Here is a 22,202-nt window from a genome sequence, read left to right as displayed (position 1 = left end):
CTGAGCTACATGTTACCTATTTGTAGTCAAATGTAACCGACAAATGTGTAAACACTTGTAACAAGTCATTACAACTTGTGTGGGAATGCACTAACCACCTGAATATAAAGGAAAATAAAAGGACGCTTATTTTTTGCTAACGTTCGATTATAAACAACGAAATCAGCGGGAATTTCGCATTTATGGTGAGATAAAACCTGACAGGCTCAGTTTTTACATTATTTGGAGTAAACCGCCAATATTGAATCTTTGTGATTGAAACATGAAATCTGATTGTAACTGGCAATTTGATTTCCCGAACCCTACAAACAATGCTAGATTTAAGTTATTCGTTTCATTTTCCTAAATCTGGATGGCTATGCTTACTCGGGTGCGTGTCTTTCTTAAAAGCTTAAATCACGATACCGTCGTGAATCAGGTGCTTTCATTGGAGGTGGCGACGGCAGTGTTATTGTTTGAAGTTATTCGCGCTGACGAAGAATACACGGAAGAAGAAAAGCGCTATTGCCAGAAAATGCTGATCGAGCAATTTTCGCTTGAGCGCGACGAAGTCGATGCGATTCTCGCCGCTGCAGAGGATGAATCTTTCCACGCTACCGATTATTATCGCTATACCAGTTTGGTAAATAAGCATTTTACCTTAGGTCAGCGCATCGAAATCGTAGAACGTCTATGGCAACTGGCGCTCAGTGACGGCAAACTGGATACCATTGAAGAACATACCATACGAAAAATTGCTGATTTGCTGCATTTAAACCACCAGGAATATATTCAAACTAAGATTGCCGTACAAAATGCCGGCTAATCGTTGAGTTAGCTGTGTAGTAACGGTGCATTGTGTTAATTACGTGATGATAACAGTGAGGTGTTAGCTGTCCAGGTATCTCTTGTGACAAATCGAATCATTGACACCTTTTCGTAGGCATAAATCGATTGGCCTGCTAAAATGCGCGCCAAAGTAACATTCCTTACCTGAGTACCCCTAATGGCTGAAGTTGGCAAAATAAATACCCTGAATATCGTTAAGATGACTGACATCGGCGCCTACCTCGACGGTGGCGATCTCGGTGAAATTCTCTTGCCAGCGAAATACGTGCCAGAAGGAAGCGAAGAAGGAAATTCCGTTGATGCATTCATCTACTTCGACTCTAAAGACCGCCTAGTCGCCACAACCGAAACACCGAAAGCGCAACTGGAAGAATTTGCGTATTTAAAGGTTGTGCAAGTGAATAAAATGGGTGCCTTTTTAGACTGGGGTTTACCTAAAGATTTATTGGTTCCTTATAACCAACAAAAAACCCGCATGGTGGTAGGCAGTTCGTATCTGGTAAAAGTCTATCGCGATCATCACAGCGATAGAATTGCCGCGTCAAGCAAGCTGGATAAGTACCTTGATATCTGGCCCGCCCGTTATGAAATTGGCGAACAGGTTGACTTGATCATTGCCACCAAAACCGATTTGGGTTTCAACGCCATTGTGAATAACCAGCATTGGGGATTATTGTACGATAACGAAGTGTTTCAGCATCTACGTACCGGTCAAAACATTAAAGGCTATATCAAAAACATCAGAGGCGATGGCCGTGTTGATTTGATATTAACTCGAGGTGGTATCGGTAAGGTGAATGATTTTGCGCCGGCATTGATTGCATATCTAAAGGCGCACAAAGGCTATTGTGATCTGCATGACAAAAGTAGCCCTGAAGACATTAAACGGGCATTTGGCGTCAGTAAAAAAACGTTTAAATCAACCTTGGGTAACTTGCTAAAACATGGCAAGGTTGAGTTACTCGATAAAGGTTTTCGCCTAACCGATAAAGGCAATAAATAACCGCTCAATCGTCATTAAGGTCTTGCTATCTTCAAGGCCTTAACTCCGACATTAATTCCGACATTAACTCCAACACTGGTGCGAACATTAGCGCCTACACTAGTGCGAATATTAGCGCCAATAGCAGCGCCAATACTAGCGCCAACAATGACGTTCGCATACCTTTGCCATTCAGAGCACATCACCCGATATTTGTCGCCATCAACAGAGTTTGTCCCCAGATAGGCATACACAAATCGCTCTTCTATACTAAAAAGACCTAATAACATTCATCAGGTTCAGACATGAAAAAACTTATCCTTGCTTTCAGTGTGTTACTGCTCAGTGCCGGTTGTCAGTCAACGGCTGACCAGACCCGTGAAGAAATGCGTTCAAAGGGCTACAGCAATAGCTACGCCGATGGTTTTGCCGACGGTTGTGAAAGCGGCAAGCAAGCAGGTGGCAGCTATTTCGACGAATTTCAAAAAGACATTAATCGATTCAATTCAGAGCAGGAATATGCGCAAGGTTGGTCTGACGCGTTTCGCCAATGTGAATTAAAAGAAGAAGCTGAATTGCGTCAACAACGGATGGCGATTGAATGGCAAAATATGGAAGACAGCCACAAAGACAATATTGAACATGAAGCTCTAAAAGGGCTGGAAAACGTCGATACCAGTGAGCTGAAAAGCCTCGAGAAAAAGTAAGCTTAGTTTCACAGCAGCCGATAAACGGGTATTTCAACCCCAATAGAAAAAGGCACCGTGAAAGGTGCCTTGTTTATATATCGGTCAGGTTAAAAGCTCGCTCTTACCCCTAAGGTGATACCGCGACCAGGAAGTGGTGCAATGTTCTTTAAGAACGATGAATGCACTCGAGCTTCGGTATCAAATACGTTATCCACTTTTAAAAACAATACCGTGTCATCGCCAATGCCATCGAGATAGTAATTGGCGTGTAAGTCAACCATGGTATAGCTGTCTGTTTCCGTCTCTAACTGAGCAAGCTGATCTTGCTCAAAGTAGTGAGTAACATCCAGACCCGCTGCAAAGTTATTAGCCTGATATTGTAATCCGGCACCAAGGCGCAATGGTGGAATACGCGGTAGGTTGCCACCATCAGACAATTTCGCACGAATGTAATCGGTAAAGATATTGGCTTTTAGTGGTGCACTCAATTGATACACCAGTTCGGCTTCAAAACCATACATATCGACATCGTCCTGACGATAGACAAAGATTGGTAAACCTTCTTCATCATGAGCATGGTCTTCTGTCAGTTCTTCGTCATGCTCATCACCATGACCTTCATCGTGCTCATCACCGTGGTCGTGAATACCGCTATCTTCGAAAACAAAGCCGGTATCCTGCTGATAATAGAAATCGTCGGTGTGGTTATAGAAAACACTGGCAACAAATCCTAAATCGCCAGAGAACTTACGCCAGGTTAAATCCAGGTTATAAGAGGTTTCTACATCAACGTCCTGATCAGATAGTTCGACATGATAACCATCGTCTTCTTCATGCAACTCAAACAGCGCGCCTAATTCAAAGCTATTGGTTCCAATATGCGGACCATTCGAGAACAGTTCTGCCGCGGAAGGTGCGCGCTGTGAAAACGCCGCAGACATACCTAAGTTATAGCCTGGTTGATAGTCCCAAACCAAGCCAAGCGATGCACTGATCGGGGTAAAGTCTTGCTGCGCTAACTCCAGCTCTTCGTGTTCTTCGTGCTCATCCAGTTCATGTTCATCATGTGCTTCGTGTTCATCATGACCGTGAACCGGTTCAAGAGTTACATGCTCAATACGGGCACCAAGCTGCAAAAGTACATCGCCAAAGTGCTTTTCTTCCAACCAGGCAAATGCCAGAGTTTCCGTGCTCGATGGTGGCGTAAACGCTTCCTCGCCAAGCGCTTCAAAGTCTGACAGTTTGTAATGCACCGTCCAGGCACCTTTAAAGCCATTGTATTCGCGATGATAAATATCAAACTTGGCTTCCCACAATTCATTTTTAAACGTGGTTCCGACTTCGCCGTTTTCTATTTCCTGATGCTGGTAATCGGTATATGCTACTTTCGACGCAACACGATTAAAAAAGCTTTCATCGAATCGCAAATCACTTAGCATTTGTAAGCGATCTTGAGTGAGATCGCCAAAGACGGATTCTTCATCATGGGCCTCATCATGCCCTTCTTCCATTTCCAGCTCTTCATCGTGTTCTTCATGCTCATCGTGACCGGCATGCGAGTGTCCAGGAATGCCATAGGTACGATCGGTTCGGCCATACGAGAAGCCCACGAAGCCGTTATCAAGCAAGTAACTCGTCCCTAAGGTAAAACCTTTTGCATCATTGGATGTATTGGCTAATCGAGAGTGGTTGTCTTCATGTTCTTCATGCTCTTCTTCCTCGTGTTCCTCATGCTCTTCATCATGTTCAAGCTCGGCAACACCAGGGATTTTATAATCGTTCGCTTCACGCCAGAATCCATCGAAGTGAATCGCAAAAGAATCGGTACCGGTATTAATATCAATGGTTGCTAAATCTTCGTCGGCAACGCTGTTGTGCTGCAACGAAAAACCAACACTTTGCTCCAGTTCGGTAGGTACACGGTTATCAACAACGTTGACGACCCCACCAATCGCACCACTACCATAGAATAACGTTGCCGGACCACGCAGTACTTCAATTTGTGTCGCGGTAGTCGTCTCGGTTGATACAATATGATCAGGACCAACACGAGAGGCATCGCCTGCATCTAATCCGTTCTGGGTAATTAATACACGCGGACCGTCTAAGCCTCGAATAATTGGGCTACTGGAAACCGGACCAAAATACGATGAATGCACACCGACTTCATTTTTCAATGTTTCGCCCAAAGTAGAGGCTTGCTTTAAACGCAATTCATCGGCGCCTAAAACATTTACTGGTAACGCTGATTCCATTGTCGATGTATGTAGCGGAGTCGCATAGACATCAACCACATCCATAACCGATGGTGTCAGTGTCACAATAACATTATCCACGTCGTTACCTGCCAATGTCAGATTACGATTCTGATGAGTAAAATATCTGGCTTCCACGTGCAACTCTGCTGCACCATCGGAAATGTCAGTTAAGGCAAATTCTCCGTTTTTGTCGGTAACAACCCGAGTTTGTAAAATACTGACTTCGGCATTGGCAATGCCTTTGCCTTTATTATCAACGACTTTACCGGAAACGGTTGCAGCCCATGCTGGAGTTGCAATTGCAAGGGCCAATGCGGTGGCCGTATATAAGCGATTAAAACGCATAAAAAATCCTGAAATACAAAAATGAAAATATGGGCATCGATAGCAATCGTCAAATTCAGGGACGATCCCTGATTTGATTAACGCAGTATGACTTTTTTAAGATTGAGATTGTCTTGACTACGAGCCCAGTTACGCTGAGTTCAAGATTGGCTGGGCGGGCCTCGGCAGGGTTGGGTACCGCAAAGGGCCGAAAGATAGATAGGTTGTAATTGTGATAAAACAAATTCAGCAATGATTTGTTGTGGCTGTTCAAAACCCGCTTTACCGGGATTATCAAAATCCGCAGCAAACTGCCAGCACACCTGACAATGCATGTGGTTTGATGAACCATCGTGGCTTGCCTGATGATGACTCACATAAACAAGAGCAAGCAAAAACAAACCAATAAGCAACCAGCCTTTACTCTTTTGAGTGGCGGTTAATTGATTGGAATTTTGCGTTATTATCGCAGTCATGCTCTTTGTTTTACCATTGCTTGTTAACTAAAACACATAGATAACGAGGTGTATTGAAAACAGCCTCATACATTTATTTGTTATATTATCACACTTACTTACGGTTAATAACAAGTCTAATCATAGTCAATGCAGCATTTTTCTCACCTATACTCATCCGTCCAGTCGTGCTAGGTTTATTTTATCAATGAAAATGAGTGAGTTGGCTAAGTCATCATGAGCAAATCCATAAATGAACCGGCAGGTGTTGCAGAACAACAAAAGCAGGCACAACCTTCCTTGCGCCACCCAGTAGATCTTACCATTAGACAGGGCATTGCTTATGTCACCCTGAATCGACCTGAAAAGCTTAATGCGCTGGATTTGCCGACATTTCAATCCCTGGCAAATATCTCTCGCACGTTGAGAAAAAACAAAACCATTCGTGGGGTAATTCTGCAAGGTGCGGGTACCGACTTCTGCAGTGGCTTGGATATTAAATCCATGATGAAAGATAAAAGTGCCATGGTACGTCTTCTTAAGAAGTGGCTACCCTGCTCGGCGAATCTGGCGCAACAGGTGAGCAGTAACTGGCGGAAGGTGCCTGTCCCTGTAATCGCCGTGATTCAAGGTCGTTGTTGGGGCGGTGGCCTGCAAATCGCACTGGGGGCAGACTTTCGTTATGTTAGTGCCGATGCAACACTGGCGGTGATGGAAAGCAAATGGGGGTTGATCCCGGATATGGCCGGCAATATGGTGTTGCGTGAGATATTACCAAAAGACCAGGCACTTCGTCTTGCAATGACCGCAGAGCCCATCGATGCAAAACAGGCGCTGCAAATGCACCTGGTAACTCAGGTCAGTGATCGCCCATTACACGATGCCGAAAACCTTTTGGCAACCTTAACGACCAAATCCCCCGATGCATTGGCTGCAATTAAACGTTTGTATACTCGCAACTGGCAAAGCCCTGATTGGAAAATGCTAATGATGGAAACCTGGTATCAGCTCAAAATTATCACCGGGAAAAACCAAAGCCTTGCGGTGAAAAAACAATTAGAACCAGACAATGCCAAGCCATATCAGCCAAGAAAACGCTGGTAACGCGCGTTATTGATACTTGCAATATCTCGTAAATACATAGATTCAACTATTGTTAATACTCGTATTACGCTTGGATGGTACACATGACCGCGGCACAAAAGACACAAGATACGCAGGCAAAATTTAGTCATAAAAATCCCACTCATAAAGAAACTGTCCTGAAGTTTCTGGCCTTAGTAGCCATTCTCTTGGCGTATTTTATTTATATGAGTATCAAATATGACGCCGCTACGGGCTTTGGCCTGGCAATATTGAGCTGGAGTTTCTTTGTGCTGTGCACGCCAGTGGCCGACGGAGGATTTATACTGGCATTTCCAATTCGCTTATTGTTTGGTGTTAAGATGGCAATAACCCAGGTGGTTATCTGGTTTGTGGCCATTGCCATCAACCTTTACTATGTATTTGCCAGCCCACAAACGTATCAACTCACCCTGCTCACCGGCTTGCTGGAACAGATCCTGACTCAACCCTATCCGTATTGGAGCATATTGCTAATTAGTGCGATGGGAACGTTTTTGTCGATATACTTTGGTGATGAAATGATGGATGTCACCCATCATCAGCAACGAGAAAAGCATCACCAACATGGTTTGAAGTATCGTATCTTGCTGGTTTTGGGTTTAGGGATATTAACCGTTTTTGCCTATTATCAACTGCTGAACTCTCTCGATATTCAAATGCCACAAGGCTAAAATTCAATTCCATACAGGTCAGGGGTAATTACTAAGACTTTAAAGCGTTCAGTATCAAGAAGTTAGAAAATATTCCAGGGGGACACAGCCCCCTAAATTTCGCTGTTCAGGCACCCAGTCAGACACCCAATCAGGCGCCTAAATCATCATTACTTTTTCAGTTCAAAATAGTTACTGAACAGCTTATACAGCTCTGTCCCCTGATTCACACTCGCCGATGCAAAGTGCAGGATAGGGATCACGGTTTGATCTAATGTTAGATAATGCAAAGGGTTTGCGTCAGGATCACCATAATTATCCATCCGCAGAATTCTTGCCAGCGGTTGCCCTGCAGCCAATGGCTGCCCGAATTCGCCAAGGTAGTCTACCATTCCCCCCATGGGTGAATAGAACACTTTATAGTCCTTAAGGTAGCAGCCATACCGCGTCATTTCCTGAGGTTCAAAGCCATTATCCGCAATACTGCCTTTGGCTTGTAAATAACTCAGAATGCTTTGGGCATCCACCAGGGCTTCATCAAGATCAATCAATTCCTGAGAGCCTAATTCCACCGTAAAGCTTTCTTTGTTAAAGCTCAGATCGCGACCAATATTTTTATAGGCTTGTTGTAAATCCCACCATGGACAAAACGTCGATTCGTCCAATGCTCCGGCAAAATCATTAGGGATCAATATGGTGTGGGGAATATCAAAGAAGCTGGCGCTTTGTCTGGCATATTCCGGGCAATATAAATGCTTGGAAGAAATTGGCCCAGTGTGCAAATCCAAAACCAAATCCGCCTGTAATGCCATGCGTTGCAACTGATAGGCGATTCTGCGTCCGGTGGTTAATCCGAAAATATTATGATCAAGCTGATCGTCAATATCATCGAGCATCCACTGCTGGAAGGTTTCCAGGATCGTGGATGTGTCGGCATCAGGAAATGTTTCAACAAATTTACCCGGCAATGCCTGATTGAAATGGTACATCCGATTCCAGTTAACACCAGTAATCGGATCAAAGCGCCCTAATGTATATTCACCATTTTTATGGTTACAGCCCACCGGGTTCGCGTAGGGGACTAAGGTTATATCGCCATAGAGTTCCTGACGCTGCAACACTTCTAACAGTTGATAAATAACCGCATTACCCTGCACTTCTGCACCATGGATATTTGCTTGAATATACACACTTGGACCATGCCCTGAGCCTTTTAAGCGATACACAGGTACGGTTAATTCGACACCGCTGGCCATCTCGCCAACATTTAAGATTTGTTTTTCTACCACGTTGCAGTCTGTCTTATTCGTTTTATGACTCAGGGAAAATGCCTTAACTGAGCTTAATCAGCTAAGGCGTGTAGTTTTAGTTGGGAAGCATGCCACTTGGCAACGGCTTTGTCGGCGTCAAGAATAGCTTGATGATCACTAAGTTCCAGATGGGTCAACGGCGCCCGTAAAATCGGTGACGCAATCATATTTTTCAAATGCATCAATACTTTGACAGGAATCGGATTGGCTTCACTAAACAAGGCATTGGTCGCATTGTACCAAATCGGAAACAAGGATTGAGTTTCGCCAGCAATGGCTTTTTTTACATACAGGTTGGTCTGCTCTGGCCATACGTTCGAACAAACAGACACCAAACCCACAGCGCCTGCTGAAGCAAGGTATGGCATCAGTGCATCTTCACCACTGAAAATCGCAAGCTTGGGCGCGACCTGACGATAAGCGAGAAATTGATGAATATCACCACTGGCTTCTTTCATCGCCCAAAGGTTTGGGTGTTCAGCCAGGTTCGCGACCGTCTGCGCCGGAATATTAATACCGCTACGGGAAGGCACGTTATAAATCATGCAAGGGTGATTGGCCGCATCGAGTAAATTTTTAAACCAATGGGTTTGACCCGCGACGCCTGGTTTGGCATAGAAAGGCGTACCAAGTAAGTAAGCGTCCACATCCAAGCGATTACAATGCTTAATCCAATTTAATTGCGCCGGAAGATCGGCACCGCCAACGGCAACCATAATGGGTACACCGGGCTTTAACTTACAGACGTGGTCGACGATTTCCAATTGATCTTCTAGTTGAATCGCCAGTCCTTCGCCTGTACTTCCTAACAATAAAATGGCATTGCCAGCATCGCTTTGCTGGCGGACTAAATCCGTCAGGCAATCAAAGTCGATAGCGCCCAATTCATCAAATGGCGTAACTAATGCGGTCCATGTTGAATAGTCAGCCAATGTATTCGTGTTTGTCATGTTAAACTCTTTGTCATGCTTTCGACGTCAAATACTGTCGTGTATTTGACCAAACTCAGACTGCAAACAATTGACGTCGATGCAGCCATTTAAATATCAAAAAATATCGGGGAAGTTTAGGTGTTTGCCTGACTAAGAAGTCACGCAAAGACCAGAAGTTCTCCACCGTAAACTGGTGACAGCTGCCAGGATTCAGCCTGGTCAGCCGGTAGCATGATCATCAAAAATCACTTCAACGCTCGTTGAAAGCATTGCCACCTCGGCGATAATCCCCCTCATTATCCTTCTGCGGAGTTTGATCTCCTCAGGATAACTACCTGGTTAACGCTCCTCTTCTGGCCCTCTTAAGAAGGGCTGATGCACTGTAATAACGTTCGAATCTCGAACGAACAAGTTACAGCGACATATAAGCGCTATTAAAGCACTAGATAGGTGTTAATTCAACCCGCATTTGTTTTCACAGCCAGAAAATACTGCCCTATTTCAAGGAAAGTGAAAATTATTCAAATTTTTAGTATTGCGGTAATGGATACTGAGCAACCGGGTTTGGTATAAACTCTATTTGTTGCTCTTTATCCTTTACTCTTTATCGGAAACTAAAGAAAATACCCGCAAATTATTTCAGGACCCACAGTATGGCACTATCCACACTCTCCAATCCGTCGCAATTACTCATGAGAAATGACGACCTGTTGCAGGCGGCAACTCCTTTATTAGTCAATTGCCCCGATCCTGAATTTTGTCGGCAACTACAAACCTTAAATCCTGACGCCGCAATCAGTGCGTTTAATGTCAATTTTGCCGAACACCAGAAAATCGCAAGTGTCGCAAATATTGACGCGAGATTTTCAGAGCAATACCAAACCGACAAATCACACGATTTGATCATTATTTACTTTCCAAAATCAAAACATGAATTCTTGTATTTACTGAGCATGCTCGCCTCAGTGTTACATAAAGATGGCCTTGTGTTAGTTGTTGGTGATAATAAAGGTGGCGTGAAATCGTCACAAAAACTTGCCAGTGACCTCACTCAACATTATCAGAAGCTTGACTCGGCTCGCCATTGCAGTTTGTTCTCCTGCACCTTTGCAACAAATATTCCTGAGTTTATCCTGGATAGCTGGATTGAAAGTTTTGACGTTAAAATTGCCGGGCAATCGCTACACGTGAAACATTTACCCGGTGTATTTAGTCGTGGAGAACTGGATAAGGGCACAGCCTTGTTACTTGCGAACCTGCCAACATCCATGGAGGGTAACGTTTTGGATTTTGGTTGCGGTGCAGGTGTAATCGGTGCCTTTATTGCCCGAGTGTATCCAAAAACCCAAGCGCATCTGCTTGATGTCAACGCAATGGCTATCGCTAGCGCGCGGCTGACGCTTGAGGCGAATGGTGTTACCGGCAAAGTATTCGCGTCAGATGGTTTGTCGCAGGTATCTGAGAAATACCAATACGTGGTTTCCAACCCGCCTTTTCATCAGGGCATCAAGACCCATTACGCGACGACTGAAATCTTTTTAAAAGATATTCGCAAGTTTATGTCAGCCAAAGGTCAACTCAGCATTGTTGCCAACAGTTTTCTCAAATACCCTCCAATCTTAAAGCAACACTTTAAGCACTATGAGCTGAAAGCTACAGGCCAGGGATTTAGTATTCATCACTGTGATTAATGAATGCGAAAAACAAAGCGATACGAAATCTGTGCACAAAACTCTCGAAAAACACCCCGAAAACCGCCAACGAAGGTGTTGAAAAAGGCCCGTAAAGGGTCTTAATTACACTTAGTTGCAATTTGATTAACTCACAATTAACAATTAATTTCCCAAGTATTCAACATATCATTAACTCAATCAGTGAGTTATCACTACATAGGTGACAAATTTGTTGAATATTTGCTGTACATTTTTACAACAATTTCACCATTGTTTCCCATCCTCAATCCTTTATCATTACCCCATCGAATTTACAGCCACGCCAAAACCAAAGGCTCAGTGGGAACATGCGCTAATAATAGGACGATTTATGAAAGGGATAAACATCTGGGCAGGCGTGGCTGAATCCTATTAAACATTGTTAGAGGTGGACATGATTAAAGAAGCCAATATTTTAATTATTGAAGATGAAGACGTAACTCGATTGAGTCTACAAAACTTATTTGAAGGTGAGGGGTATCGCACCCATCTGGCCGCTAATGGTGAAGCAATATTCGCGGAAATCGAATCAAAGAATATTGATTTGGTGTTAATGGACATTAATTTACCGGGTAAAAACGGATTAATCCTCGCTCGTGAAGTATTGCAACGACACAATATCGGTCTGATGTTTGTGACCGGCCGCGATAGCGAAGTCGATAAGGTTCTTGGCCTGGAAATTGGTGCCGATGACTACATCACTAAGCCATTTAACCCACGTGAACTGACGATCCGTGTTCGCAATTTGTTAAACCGTTTAAGTCGCACTGAAAACAGTGTTGTGACAACAGAACAGGATACCGAGGTTATTCAATTTGATAACTGGCAACTGGATCCGAACTCTCGTCAGATGATCGCACCGAACGGTAGCAAAATTGCAATTCCTCGTGGCGAATACCGTGCCTTACGTTTGTTAATGGAAAACCGCGGTAAAATCGTATCTCGTCAGGAACTGATTCGTCGCATGACTGGACGAGAATTACGCGAAAACGATCGTACTGTCGATGTCACCATTCGTCGCTTGCGCAAGCACTTTGAGAGCGATGATCAAAGCCCTGAATTTATCAATACGATTCATGGCGAAGGCTATCGATTCGTCGGTAATTTAGATAGCTAGACTCACGCTATTTGCATAAGAATTACAAAAGCGTGATGAAATAAGAAAGGGTCTGGGGAGACTTACTGGAGCGATGGATAATTTAACCATTGCTCCAGTGCCTTAATGGCCTGGTCATTTTTAACGATCAAATTCATCAGTTGTTCCGACAATTCAGAAAAATCTGCCTGCGAGTACTCTAAGTCACTAGCGAGTTGATAGACTTCTTTCAACCCGGTATTACCCGAAGCAGATTTTAGGATATGGCAGTTCTCCTGCCACTGAGGATAGCTTTGCAGCTCAATCGCCTGTTCCAGCTTTAGAAAGTACTTAACCGCTTGCTCTTTGTATAAGTCGACATTTTGCATGAACACTTCATGCCCAAGGACATCACGATACTGGCTAATTAAGGTTTTATCTAATATGTCCATAATTTCGAAAATTGAATGCTATTAATAAAAATCTAGCAGTTATATTGAAAGTGGCGAGTACTTAATCGATTTTGTTGGCGGTGTATGGTCAGTTTTACTTAAATTAGATGAGTGAAACACCCGTATATATTGATTTTAATCGACATTTGATCCAGAATACCCGACCTTTTTAGTAGGGCATAGCATGCGATTGCATTTTAAATGCCTTTAACGACAGACAAGCCTATGATTGCCAGGTTGTTATAACCGGGGATAAGGCAAAATTACAGATGAAAAAACGCGGAGAAGTAATGCCAACATCAATGCCTGATATCGCTAACCACACTAAGGCCCAAACTGAGGGGACTCTGGATCGTGTTGGTATGGGGAATATTGAAATGCCAATCATGCTAGCAGCGAAAGATGAAGCTGAACGCATGGTATCGGCACATATCGACGCGTTTGTGAACCTGAAAGAGCCAAAAGCGAAAGGCATTCACATGTCTCGCCTTTATTTGCTTTTAGATGAGCTGGCGAGCAGTAACACCCTAAATTATCAGTCACTGGTTACCTTGCTGGATGAGTTTATCAGCTCGCATCACGACCTAAGTGATACAGCCTTAGTTAAATTTCAGTTTGATTATCCAATGCGCCGTGAAGCGTTGATCAGCGGTAAGTTAGGCTGGCGCGTATATCCGGTAACCATTACTGGCAAGCTTGAACAGGGCCGGTTCGAAATCGAGTTAGGTATTGATATTGCGTACTCTTCCACGTGTCCGTGTTCTGCGGCTTTAGCCCGTCAATTGATTCAACAGTCGTTCACCGAAGCTTTTGCAGATAAAGATCAGGTTGCGTCTGAAGATGTACACCAATGGTTAGGGACAACGCAAGGCATTGTCGCCACACCACACAGTCAGCGTTCGATTGCTGAAATTAAAGTAAAGCTGAATAGTCAGGTGAATGATTTCCCGATTACAGACATTGTCGATACCATCGAAAATGCACTGCAGACACCCGTTCAAGCAGCAGTAAAGCGTGAAGACGAGCAGGAATTTGCCCGTCTTAATGGTCAAAACCTAATGTTCTGTGAAGATGCTGCCCGTCGTGTTCAGCATGTCATGAATCAAGTTACTGGCTATGATGATTACTGGGTGAAGATCAATCACCTCGAGTCTCTACATGCCCATGATGCCGTAGCGGTAACAACCAAAGGCATTGATGGCGGCTATACGCCAGAATAAAACCTATCGTTAATGATACTTAAAAAAAGGTTGCGATTACGCGACCTTTTTTTATGCCTGTTGTACGCCAATCTATTGGCCCCGCCCTGACATTAACTCTGGCATTAACTCTGGCATTCACGTGCCACTTACCGACATTTCACGTAGCAGAACCATTTAATTAAGTATTGCCGCTATGATGATAGTGAAAAAAGCACCGTCATTGAGTTTTTCACTTTCTTATCATGGTCTTTTCATTATGCGCCGTCGCCAAAAGCGAGTTTGCGCCGATCAGCCTTATCCGGTAATTTAGCTAAGCAGTAAACAGTCGAGTTGAGCGAACAGCAGCCCTTATTTGCTTGTTATTAGCGAATGTTAATTGGCTAAAGCATTGCCAATTTAAAATTTCATAAACGGACTTATCACTTTGAAAATAATTCACTTCTTTTTACTTTTTACTCTCGCACTGCACATCAATGCTTTCGCAGACTCTAATGTTGATATTTTGCTCACACAACACAATAAAAGCTATTCGGTCACTTATAAAGCAAAACAACCTACTTCAAGAATGTCTTTTGTGGGTTCGCCAGATGATTCTCGCACAAAAAGATGGACTCCAACTGACCAAGATTTTCAGGTAGTGAAAGATGGTGAGAATGAATACATTATTCGCAAAGATGGCAAGCCATTTAAGCAGGTTAAACTGGACCTAACTCCGACGTATACACATTTACCGAAATCTTATGCTCCTGTCGCTCCATTTTCTGATGGAGGAGTCTTGATTCATACTGGACGACTATTTGCTTGCGCCAACGACTGCTCTGAAGATGCAAACGGATGGAAAATTCAAATTAAAGCGGATAAAGGAAAGCACTTTATTGCCAATGGAATAGTACATAACAAAACGGCAATTTGGGTTGGCCATAATGATGGTCAATATGTATATATTGGTAATCAAATACCCACAGAAAAAAGCAATTATATTGCGGTAATTGATAACAACCTTCCTAAAACTTTAAAAACCAAATTAGATACTTCTCTGCCTGAATCAATGGATTTCTTTGAATCTAGGCTGGGTAAAAACAATAGCAAGATTAAACCTATGCTGTACGCCTCATATTCGAATAGCAAGGGAGGTGATATTCAAGGCGGAACACTACCGAATCAAATTTTCATTCACTGGGATATGAATAATCTAGAAGAAAAAGTGTCAGATGAAAACTTTATAAAGCGTACCTTATGGATGTTTGGTCATGAAGCAGCTCATTTTTATCAGAATACTAGCTCTCTCATTGAAGACAATTCCGAAAGTTGGATTCACGAGGGCAATGCTGAATTTCTTGCGTCATTGGCGTTGGGCGAATCGGATGCGAATAACACATTCATCAATAGCAAACTGCAAGATGCAAAAACAAATTGCGCGAGCAGTTTGAAAAAATACACGTTGAAAGATGCTGCAAATAATGGTGATTATCGTGCGTACTATAACTGTGGCATGGTCGTGCATTCTGTCATAGATAATGCCGTACAAAAATCGACCAATGGAAGAAAGAGTATTTTTGATGTTTTGAAAGAATTTGAGAACCAAGCTAGCACATCGAAAGAATTAGGAGCCGTTAGTTTCTGGAAGGCTACTCAAAAATACGTACCTGTAGAGTCCGTTAATTTACTGAAAAAGTTAACGAGGGAGAAATTAACGAATCCAATGGAATTTATTAATAATCTAGAGTCATTATGATAGCAATTATCGTTTCGGCAGAAAATTGCTTTTATTTTGTTGGAGCCGCTTGTTTCCGTCTCCTAATGGTACATTTGCGATGTCCCCATCAATAACGTAAGTTATTGAATAATTAGCAGTCATGAGCGGCGGCTGTGAGCGTTCTGCAGTCATTCAATCGAAAGTGCTGAAGTTGTCGAAATAAAATTTTTCTTTTTCGAGAAGTGGGTTAAGAGTGATGGAAAACTTAAAAAAAGCATTAAAAGATAATCTGGATATGGTTGTACTTGGCGTAATGGGTGCTTTTCTTTTTTACCTTTCAAGCTCCATATCAAGTTATTGTGATGGCCTATTTACCTTACTTACTGAATTGGAATCCTTGCCAGCTGAACAGTGCGGCAGCGCCTGTGACTTAATTAAAGGGTTCGACTGGAGGCGCACAATCCACGAGATTCAATCAAACTCAAATCAAATGCTCGCATCTTTCGCTGTTTTATTGGTACTATTTTCTATCGCAAAACGTAAGGTGGCAAAGCACCGAGCAACGGCTTAAAAGAGCTGTGAGTTCAATCGATGGACGCAACACACTCATTAAATGGATGTATTCAAATGAAAAATATACTAATTGCTCTGCTTTCTCTGTCACTATTATCGTGTGCTTCTATTTCTTCAAAAAGATTAGATAGTAGTGAGCAATTTGAAAGGCTTTATAGTGCGTTAGGAATGGAGGAGATTATCGCTTCATTCGATGTAGTAGAAATAGACAATAGTGAAATTGTTCTAAGAAGCTTTACTCATCTGCCTGAAGAAATACAAAAAGCTATGGCTACAGCAATTAGCCAAAAAACAGTACTAAACGACCCCGTTAATAAAGAAGAAGCAAAGGAAGTCTTTCGCACCGTGTTAATGGGACTATTAACGGCAGAAGAGTTATCAATTGCAGCAGACTTTTATTCATCTGAAGTAGGTATAAAAATACATCACGCAATTATAGATGGTGAGAGTGCTGTGTCGGAATATCTTGACAACTAGTAATGGTATAACAAACGTATAAACTCGCGCGCAAGCTCGCTGGGATAATAACACGCAGACTCAGTCGCTTCGCTCCAATTTTAGCCTACGTGTTATTGCCCGTTACGCGGGCGTTAGAGATACCATGAATATCGAGTTACTCGGAATATCAAGTGATCAATTAGAACCTTCAACTTCTGGCTACCCAAGTGATTGGGAAAAGTTTGACGTTCTCATGGAGTTAGACTTGTGCTTTGAAAATCATCAAGCCGATAGCGTGTTCTTTGAATTCTACGTGGCTTCTCCAAAGGCAATTGAAAAGCGAGGCATTAATTCATTTATGCCACCGACATTGGTACTTGAAGAATTTGATTGGAGTGTAATTCGCCGACATATTTCAAAGTTGCTTTTACATGCTAATGGCAGTAAACCTTGGACTGAAGTTGCAATGAGACTGTCAGGTCAAATTAGGCCTACAAGTTTGAGCTGTTTTCCGTTCTAGGTATTTCTAACAAGAGACAATAGCGTTAATACCTCAATATCTACGTATATTAGCAATTGCTATCGGACCGAGTTTGGCACATTGCCGCCGTTCAACCGGTGACGATAGATTCCCTGTAGTGTCTGGGAATGACGCGAGACTGAGTTGCTTTTTTTGAATCCTGAAACCTACCACCTGCTCACTTGAAGCGAATTTCCGTTCCCGTTGCATAGATATTTAATTTTTTTTAACGTCAATTTAATTCACCCGTAAAGTTTTCACATCTTGTTTCATAATTTGCTGTCACCCCTGTTTTATATGACTTCGTCGGATTTTTAATCTTATTCGCTGATATATCGGTGCAATCATTGGACTCATCCTATCAAGAGTAATAACTCTATTTTTTGTTGACCTAACCTGATACTGGTTATATGGTGATAGGTTCCCCGGCTGGGTTTTCGGTACTTATTCAAAAAATCACGATGTTTATTCGCTATAACAAAGCTACCGCCAGCAAGTATTAGAAGGAGATATCGCCATGCAACTTTATGATCACAGTCAACAAAAAGACAACTGTGGTTTCGGGTTAATCGCTCATCAAGAAGGTGAAACCAGTCATAAGTTGATCAAAACTGCCATTTCTGCATTAGATAGGATGCAGCATCGCGGTGGTATTGCGGCCGACGGTAAGACCGGAGACGGCTGTGGCTTGTTAATGCAAAAACCTGATAGCTTTTTTCGCGAAATCGCCCAGGAAAATGGCTGGTACCTAAGTAGCAAATATGCCGTTGGAACCATTTTCTTAAACCAAGATCCGGTTATCGCTGCCGAAACTAAAAAAATTCTCGAACAAGAACTAAGCCAGGAAACTCTGGAAGTTGTTGGCTGGCGCGTGGTGCCTACCAACCCAAATGTACTGGGTCCGATCGCCAGAAACAATTTACCGGTAATCGAACAGATATTTATTAATGGACCGCGCGGATGGCGCAGTAAAGATTTAGAACGCCGTTTATATATGGCACGTCGTCGTGCAGAAAAACGCATCCAGGATTCGGTGTTTTATGTTGCCAGCATGTCATGTCTGGTAAACATCTATAAAGGCTTAGTGATGCCGGCAGATTTGCCGCACTTTTATCTCGACCTTGCCGACATTCGATTACAATCGGCTATTTGTGTATTCCACCAGCGATTCTCGACCAATACGTCGCCACAATGGCACCTTGCACAACCTTTCCGTTATCTTGCCCACAATGGTGAGATTAATACGATTCAAGGTAATCGCCAGTGGAGTAAAGCTCGTACCTACAAATTTAAAACGCCACTGATCCCAGATATGATTGATGCAGCGCCATTTGTGAATGAAAGTGGCTCTGATTCCTCGTCATTGGACAATATGCTGGAATTATTTATGTCTGGCGGTATGGATTTATACCGTGCAATGCGTCTGTTAATGCCACCGGCATGGCAGAACAACCCATCCATGGACGATGAGTTAAAAGCCTTCTATGAATTTAACTCTATGCACATGGAACCATGGGATGGTCCGGCAGGTATCGTAATGACCAACGGTCGCCATGTTGCGTGTAACCTTGACCGCAATGGTTTGCGCCCTGCCCGTTATGTGATTACTCGCAATGGTTTCATCACTCTGGCTTCTGAAGTTGGTATTTGGGATTATGGTGAAGATGAAGTCGTCGAAAAGGGTCGTGTCGGTCCTGGTGAAATGCTGTCGGTCGATACCTACACGGGTAAGGTGTTAAAGTCTTCGGATATCGATAACGACCTCAAAGCTCGTCATCCGTATCGCGAATGGCTGAGTAACAATATACGTAAATTGATTCCGTTCGATCAATTGGCGGCAGAGTTAGTCGGTAAACGGGTATTCTCTGATCCACAAATGGCAGAGATGCATAAGCTGTTTAATTACTCCTATGAAGAGATTCAGCAAGTCATTAAAGTGATGGCTGAAAACGGCCAGGAAGCAACAGGTTCCATGGGTGACGATACGCCAATGGCTGTACTTTCCAGCCGTCCCAGAACCTTATTTGATTACTTCCGCCAGCAATTTGCCCAAGTTACCAATCCACCTATCGATCCATTGCGTGAGCGTTATGTAATGTCGCTGGCCACCTGTATTGGTCGTGAGCACAATGTTTTTAATGAAACTACAGGTCATGCAGACCGGGTGAGTTTTGAAACTCCGGTATTGATGTATACCGGCATTAAACAGCTTCGAGAATTCGATCCTGAGCATTATCGCTCTAGTACTATCTGTTTGAATTACGCTCCTGAAGAAGGCTTAGAGAACGCCATACAGCGCGTTTGTGATGAAGCCGTTGAGTTAGTTCGTAATGATACGGTAATTTTGATCTTGAGTGACCGTCAGGTGAGCAAAGACAAGTTACCCATTCCAGCGGCGATGGCGGTTGGTGCGGTTCAACAGCGCCTGGTCAATGAGCAACTGCGTTGTGAATCGAATATCGTTGTAGAGACTGCCTCAGTGCGTGATCCGCATCATTTTGCAGTATTGTTTGGATTAGGTGCGACAGCGGTATATCCATTCCTGGCATTTGAAACCATTGAGCAAATGGTAGAGCAAGGCAAAATTGATTTGCCCGCTCGTACCGCATTACAAAATTATCGCAATGCAATCAACAAAGGCTTGTTGAAAATCCTTTCAAAAATGGGAATTTCGACCATCGCCAGCTATCGTTGCTCAGGCCTCTATGAAGTGATCGGTTTAGATAAATCCATTATGGATTTGTGTTTCCCTGGTATTCCAAGTCGTTTGCAGGGTGCTGATTTTAGCGATATTCAACAAGATAACATTAACCTCGCTCGCAGAGCTTGGTTACCGCATCAAAAAGTATCCCATGGCGGCTTATTAAAGTACGTGCATGACGGTGAATATCACTGCTTCAATCCAGATGTAGTGAAGTCATTACAAGATTCCGTACAAAGCGGTAACTATGCGGATTACAAGGTGTTCGCCGATGCGGTCAATACCCGCCCGGCCGCGACATTACGGGATTTAATTGGCTTAAAAGACGATACTGAATCGATCGACATCAATGATGTTGAACCGGATACTGAAATGTATAAGCGCTTCGATAGTGCAGCAATGTCGATTGGTGCCCTTTCACCCGAAGCCCATGAATCGCTGGCAATTGCCATGAACCGACTCGGAGGTTTCTCAAATTCCGGTGAAGGTGGCGAAGACGCGGCGCGTTTTGGAACCGTAAAAAACTCACGAATCAAGCAAATTGCTTCTGGCCGTTTTGGCGTTACACCACACTATTTGGTCAATGCAGACGTGCTGCAAATTAAAGTCGCACAAGGGGCAAAACCCGGTGAAGGTGGACAATTACCGGGTGATAAAGTCACGCCATTAATTGCCAAACTGCGTTTTTCGGTACCCGGTGTCACCTTGATTTCACCACCACCACATCACGATATTTATTCGATTGAAGATTTGGCTCAGCTGATTTTCGATCTAAAACAAGTGAACCCTAAGTGCATCGTTTCAGTGAAGCTGGTTTCCGGACCTGGCGTTGGCACGATTGCTTCCGGTGTAGCCAAAGCCTATGCCGATTTCATCACCATTTCTGGCTACGACGGCGGTACTGGTGCCAGTCCTTTAACATCGGTGAAATATGCCGGTTGCCCATGGGAACTTGGACTTGCTGAAGCCCATCAGTCTTTGGTGGAAAATGGTTTACGCCATAAGGTTCGCTTACAAGTGGATGGCGGCCTAAAAACAGGTTTAGATATTGTTAAGGCGGCAATCTTAGGGGCAGAAAGTTTCGGTTTCGGAACGGCTCCTATGATCGCTCTTGGCTGTAAGTTCCTACGTATTTGCCACTTAAACAACTGTGCAACCGGTGTTGCTACCCAAGATCAATTGCTGCGTGATGAGTACTTCAAAGGCTTGCCTGATCAGGTTATGAACTACTTTAGATTCGTGGCTCAGGAAGTCCGTGAAATTCTTGCTCAATTGGGTGTAGCAACCTTGACAGAATTGATTGGTCGCACCGATTTACTGGTACCTTTGCAAGGGATTACTGCCAAGCAGCAAAAACTGGATCTTAGCCCAATTATGGCGCCGGTTGTTGCTAGCAAACATACCGCTTTGCATCAAACAGAAGCCAATACACCATTTGATAAAGGTGCACTAAACCAAGCGATTCTTGCTCAAGTTGAAGAGGCTATCACCAACCAGACCGGTGGCGAATTTAACTTCACTGCGCAAAATACCGATCGTAGTGTTGGTGCGCTAATTTCCGGTGAAATCGCTCGCCAACATGGCGACCAAGGATTGAGTGCCAACCCAATTCATATCAAATTAACCGGTACTGTAGGTCAAAGTTTTGCCTGCTGGAATGCCGGTGGTCTGAACATTACCTTAGTAGGTGATGCCAACGATTACGTCGGTAAAGGTATGGCCGGTGGTGAACTCGTTATTCACCCACCTAAAGGCGTTACCTATAAAACTCATTTAACTCCAATTATGGGTAATACCTGTCTTTATGGTGCAACCGGCGGTCGTTTATATGCCGCAGGTCGCGCCGGTGAGCGCTTTGCCGTTCGTAACTCAGGTGTGAATGCGGTCATTGAAGGCACAGGCGATCACGCTTGTGAATACATGACCGGCGGTATTGTGACAATCCTGGGTGAAACAGGCTTAAACTTCGGTGCCGGTATGACCGGTGGTTTTGCATATGTACTCGACCAAGCTGGTGACTTAGAAAAACGCATCAATGGTGAGTCTATTGAGATTGTTTCTTTGGATGACCTAGTGATCCATCAAGAGCATCTGCGTGGCATCGTAAATCACCATTTGGAGCTTACCGGTAGTGAGCGTGCTCAGTATATTCTCGATAACTTTGCTGAATTTAGCCAGCAATTCAAGTTGATCAAACCTAAAGCCGTAGATGTACAAACTCTGTTAGGACATCGCAGCCGTTCTTCCGCTGAATTACGAATACAGGCGCAATAGAGGCAG

Annotated in this window: 19 protein-coding genes and 1 riboswitch; of the genes, 13 read left to right on the top strand and 6 right to left on the bottom strand. The window is 43.5% G+C overall.

Annotation, left to right across the window (positions count from 1 at the left end; translation table 11 throughout):
• The first annotated feature begins 358 nt into the window (after positions 1 to 358).
• Both FE810_RS02460 and FE810_RS02455 read left to right on the top strand, forming a co-directional pair.
• Positions 359 to 805: a tellurite resistance TerB family protein gene (locus FE810_RS02460; RefSeq protein ID WP_171022221.1), complete on the top strand. Its 447-nt coding sequence runs from the start codon at positions 359 to 361 to the stop codon at positions 803 to 805.
• Positions 806 to 985: 180 nt separating this feature from the next.
• Positions 986 to 1,831 (top strand): CvfB family protein, encoded by an 846-nt coding sequence (locus FE810_RS02455; protein WP_138318446.1) that lies wholly within the window; start codon positions 986 to 988, stop codon positions 1,829 to 1,831.
• A 14-nt stretch (positions 1,832 to 1,845) separates the two neighbouring features.
• Here FE810_RS02455 and FE810_RS02450 read toward each other — a convergent pair whose 3' ends face one another.
• Positions 1,846 to 2,100 carry a hypothetical protein gene (locus FE810_RS02450; protein WP_138318445.1) on the bottom strand — a complete coding sequence of 85 codons (255 nt, stop codon included), beginning with the start codon at positions 2,098 to 2,100 and terminating at the stop codon, positions 1,846 to 1,848.
• A 15-nt stretch (positions 2,101 to 2,115) separates the two neighbouring features.
• On the opposite strand from FE810_RS02450, the gene FE810_RS02445 reads away from it, so the two are divergent.
• Positions 2,116 to 2,517 (top strand): hypothetical protein, encoded by a 402-nt coding sequence (locus FE810_RS02445; protein ID WP_138318444.1) that lies wholly within the window; start codon positions 2,116 to 2,118, stop codon positions 2,515 to 2,517.
• Between the two features lie 89 nt (positions 2,518 to 2,606).
• Here FE810_RS02445 and FE810_RS02440 read toward each other — a convergent pair whose 3' ends face one another.
• Positions 2,607 to 5,102 (bottom strand): TonB-dependent receptor, encoded by a 2,496-nt coding sequence (locus FE810_RS02440; protein WP_138318443.1) that lies wholly within the window; start codon positions 5,100 to 5,102, stop codon positions 2,607 to 2,609.
• A gap of 140 nt (positions 5,103 to 5,242) precedes the next feature.
• On the bottom strand, positions 5,243 to 5,557 hold the full coding sequence (locus FE810_RS02435) for a hypothetical protein (protein ID WP_138318442.1): 315 nt from the start codon (positions 5,555 to 5,557) through the stop codon (positions 5,243 to 5,245).
• Between the two features lie 216 nt (positions 5,558 to 5,773).
• Between FE810_RS02435 and FE810_RS02430 the strand changes: the two genes are divergently transcribed.
• A complete protein-coding gene (locus FE810_RS02430; RefSeq protein ID WP_138318441.1) occupies positions 5,774 to 6,640 on the top strand; it encodes a crotonase/enoyl-CoA hydratase family protein in 867 nt (288 codons plus the stop codon).
• A gap of 83 nt (positions 6,641 to 6,723) precedes the next feature.
• Positions 6,724 to 7,332 (top strand): hypothetical protein, encoded by a 609-nt coding sequence (locus tag FE810_RS02425; RefSeq protein ID WP_138318440.1) that lies wholly within the window; start codon positions 6,724 to 6,726, stop codon positions 7,330 to 7,332.
• 149 nt (positions 7,333 to 7,481) lie between these two features.
• Here the strand turns inward: FE810_RS02425 and FE810_RS02420 are convergent, their stop codons facing one another.
• Together FE810_RS02420 and dapA are read right to left on the bottom strand one after the other, a co-directional pair.
• Positions 7,482 to 8,633 (bottom strand): succinylglutamate desuccinylase/aspartoacylase family protein, encoded by a 1,152-nt coding sequence (locus FE810_RS02420; protein WP_370738913.1) that lies wholly within the window; start codon positions 8,631 to 8,633, stop codon positions 7,482 to 7,484.
• A gap of 20 nt (positions 8,634 to 8,653) precedes the next feature.
• A complete protein-coding gene (gene dapA / locus FE810_RS02415) occupies positions 8,654 to 9,571 on the bottom strand; it encodes a 4-hydroxy-tetrahydrodipicolinate synthase (protein ID WP_138318439.1) in 918 nt (305 codons plus the stop codon).
• Positions 9,572 to 9,718: 147 nt separating this feature from the next.
• A riboswitch (Lysine riboswitch) is annotated at positions 9,719 to 9,914 on the bottom strand.
• A gap of 292 nt (positions 9,915 to 10,206) precedes the next feature.
• Here dapA and FE810_RS02410 point away from each other — a divergent pair.
• Together FE810_RS02410 and arcA are read left to right on the top strand one after the other, a co-directional pair.
• Positions 10,207 to 11,244 carry a methyltransferase gene (locus tag FE810_RS02410; protein ID WP_138318438.1) on the top strand — a complete coding sequence of 346 codons (1,038 nt, stop codon included), beginning with the start codon at positions 10,207 to 10,209 and terminating at the stop codon, positions 11,242 to 11,244.
• 418 nt (positions 11,245 to 11,662) lie between these two features.
• A complete protein-coding gene (gene arcA / locus FE810_RS02405) occupies positions 11,663 to 12,382 on the top strand; it encodes a two-component system response regulator ArcA (protein WP_138318682.1) in 720 nt (239 codons plus the stop codon).
• Between the two features lie 62 nt (positions 12,383 to 12,444).
• Here arcA and FE810_RS02400 read toward each other — a convergent pair whose 3' ends face one another.
• The gene (locus FE810_RS02400) at positions 12,445 to 12,792 is read right to left on the bottom strand and encodes an Hpt domain-containing protein (RefSeq protein WP_138318437.1); all 348 of its coding nucleotides are present in this window, start codon (positions 12,790 to 12,792) and stop codon (positions 12,445 to 12,447) included.
• A gap of 290 nt (positions 12,793 to 13,082) precedes the next feature.
• Between FE810_RS02400 and folE2 the strand changes: the two genes are divergently transcribed.
• The 6 genes from folE2 to gltB all read left to right on the top strand — a co-directional run bounded on the left by folE2 (position 13,083) and on the right by gltB (position 22,196).
• Positions 13,083 to 14,012, top strand: a complete 930-nt coding sequence (gene folE2, locus FE810_RS02395; protein ID WP_138318436.1) for a GTP cyclohydrolase FolE2 — start codon at positions 13,083 to 13,085, stop codon at positions 14,010 to 14,012.
• A gap of 406 nt (positions 14,013 to 14,418) precedes the next feature.
• The gene (locus FE810_RS02390; RefSeq protein ID WP_138318435.1) at positions 14,419 to 15,729 is read left to right on the top strand and encodes a hypothetical protein; all 1,311 of its coding nucleotides are present in this window, start codon (positions 14,419 to 14,421) and stop codon (positions 15,727 to 15,729) included.
• 217 nt (positions 15,730 to 15,946) lie between these two features.
• Complete coding sequence (locus tag FE810_RS02385) at positions 15,947 to 16,261, top strand: hypothetical protein (RefSeq protein ID WP_138318434.1); 315 nt, start codon at positions 15,947 to 15,949, stop codon at positions 16,259 to 16,261.
• 56 nt (positions 16,262 to 16,317) lie between these two features.
• Positions 16,318 to 16,740, top strand: a complete 423-nt coding sequence (locus FE810_RS02380; RefSeq protein ID WP_138318433.1) for a hypothetical protein — start codon at positions 16,318 to 16,320, stop codon at positions 16,738 to 16,740.
• A gap of 124 nt (positions 16,741 to 16,864) precedes the next feature.
• Positions 16,865 to 17,221 carry an Imm8 family immunity protein gene (locus tag FE810_RS02375; protein WP_138318432.1) on the top strand — a complete coding sequence of 119 codons (357 nt, stop codon included), beginning with the start codon at positions 16,865 to 16,867 and terminating at the stop codon, positions 17,219 to 17,221.
• Between the two features lie 517 nt (positions 17,222 to 17,738).
• Entirely contained in the window at positions 17,739 to 22,196 is a 4,458-nt protein-coding gene (gene gltB / locus FE810_RS02370) for a glutamate synthase large subunit (protein WP_138318431.1), read from the top strand.
• Positions 22,197 to 22,202 lie beyond the last annotated feature (6 nt).

This window comes from Thalassotalea litorea (assembly GCF_005843925.1).
Lineage (GTDB): Bacteria > Pseudomonadota > Gammaproteobacteria > Enterobacterales > Alteromonadaceae > Thalassotalea_A > Thalassotalea_A litorea_A.
Note: the sequence above shows the minus strand (reverse complement) of the source record. Positions and strands in the feature narration are given on the sequence as shown.

Excerpts from the sequence above, each read along its gene's own strand:
- FE810_RS02460 (WP_171022221.1), top strand. The coding sequence starts at position 359 with ATGCTTACTCGGGTGCGTGTCTTTCTTAAAAGCTTAAATCACGATACC.
- FE810_RS02455 (WP_138318446.1), top strand. The coding sequence starts at position 986 with ATGGCTGAAGTTGGCAAAATAAATACCCTGAATATCGTTAAGATGACT.
- FE810_RS02450 (WP_138318445.1), bottom strand. The coding sequence starts at position 2,100 with ATGTTATTAGGTCTTTTTAGTATAGAAGAGCGATTTGTGTATGCCTAT.
- FE810_RS02445 (WP_138318444.1), top strand. The coding sequence starts at position 2,116 with ATGAAAAAACTTATCCTTGCTTTCAGTGTGTTACTGCTCAGTGCCGGT.
- FE810_RS02440 (WP_138318443.1), bottom strand. The coding sequence starts at position 5,102 with ATGCGTTTTAATCGCTTATATACGGCCACCGCATTGGCCCTTGCAATT.
- FE810_RS02435 (WP_138318442.1), bottom strand. The coding sequence starts at position 5,557 with ATGACTGCGATAATAACGCAAAATTCCAATCAATTAACCGCCACTCAA.
- FE810_RS02430 (WP_138318441.1), top strand. The coding sequence starts at position 5,774 with ATGAGCAAATCCATAAATGAACCGGCAGGTGTTGCAGAACAACAAAAG.
- FE810_RS02425 (WP_138318440.1), top strand. The coding sequence starts at position 6,724 with ATGACCGCGGCACAAAAGACACAAGATACGCAGGCAAAATTTAGTCAT.
- dapA (WP_138318439.1), bottom strand. The coding sequence starts at position 9,571 with ATGACAAACACGAATACATTGGCTGACTATTCAACATGGACCGCATTA.
- FE810_RS02410 (WP_138318438.1), top strand. The coding sequence starts at position 10,207 with ATGGCACTATCCACACTCTCCAATCCGTCGCAATTACTCATGAGAAAT.
- FE810_RS02400 (WP_138318437.1), bottom strand. The coding sequence starts at position 12,792 with ATGGACATATTAGATAAAACCTTAATTAGCCAGTATCGTGATGTCCTT.
- folE2 (WP_138318436.1), top strand. The coding sequence starts at position 13,083 with ATGCCAACATCAATGCCTGATATCGCTAACCACACTAAGGCCCAAACT.
- FE810_RS02385 (WP_138318434.1), top strand. The coding sequence starts at position 15,947 with ATGGAAAACTTAAAAAAAGCATTAAAAGATAATCTGGATATGGTTGTA.
- FE810_RS02380 (WP_138318433.1), top strand. The coding sequence starts at position 16,318 with ATGAAAAATATACTAATTGCTCTGCTTTCTCTGTCACTATTATCGTGT.
- FE810_RS02375 (WP_138318432.1), top strand. The coding sequence starts at position 16,865 with ATGAATATCGAGTTACTCGGAATATCAAGTGATCAATTAGAACCTTCA.
- gltB (WP_138318431.1), top strand. The coding sequence starts at position 17,739 with ATGCAACTTTATGATCACAGTCAACAAAAAGACAACTGTGGTTTCGGG.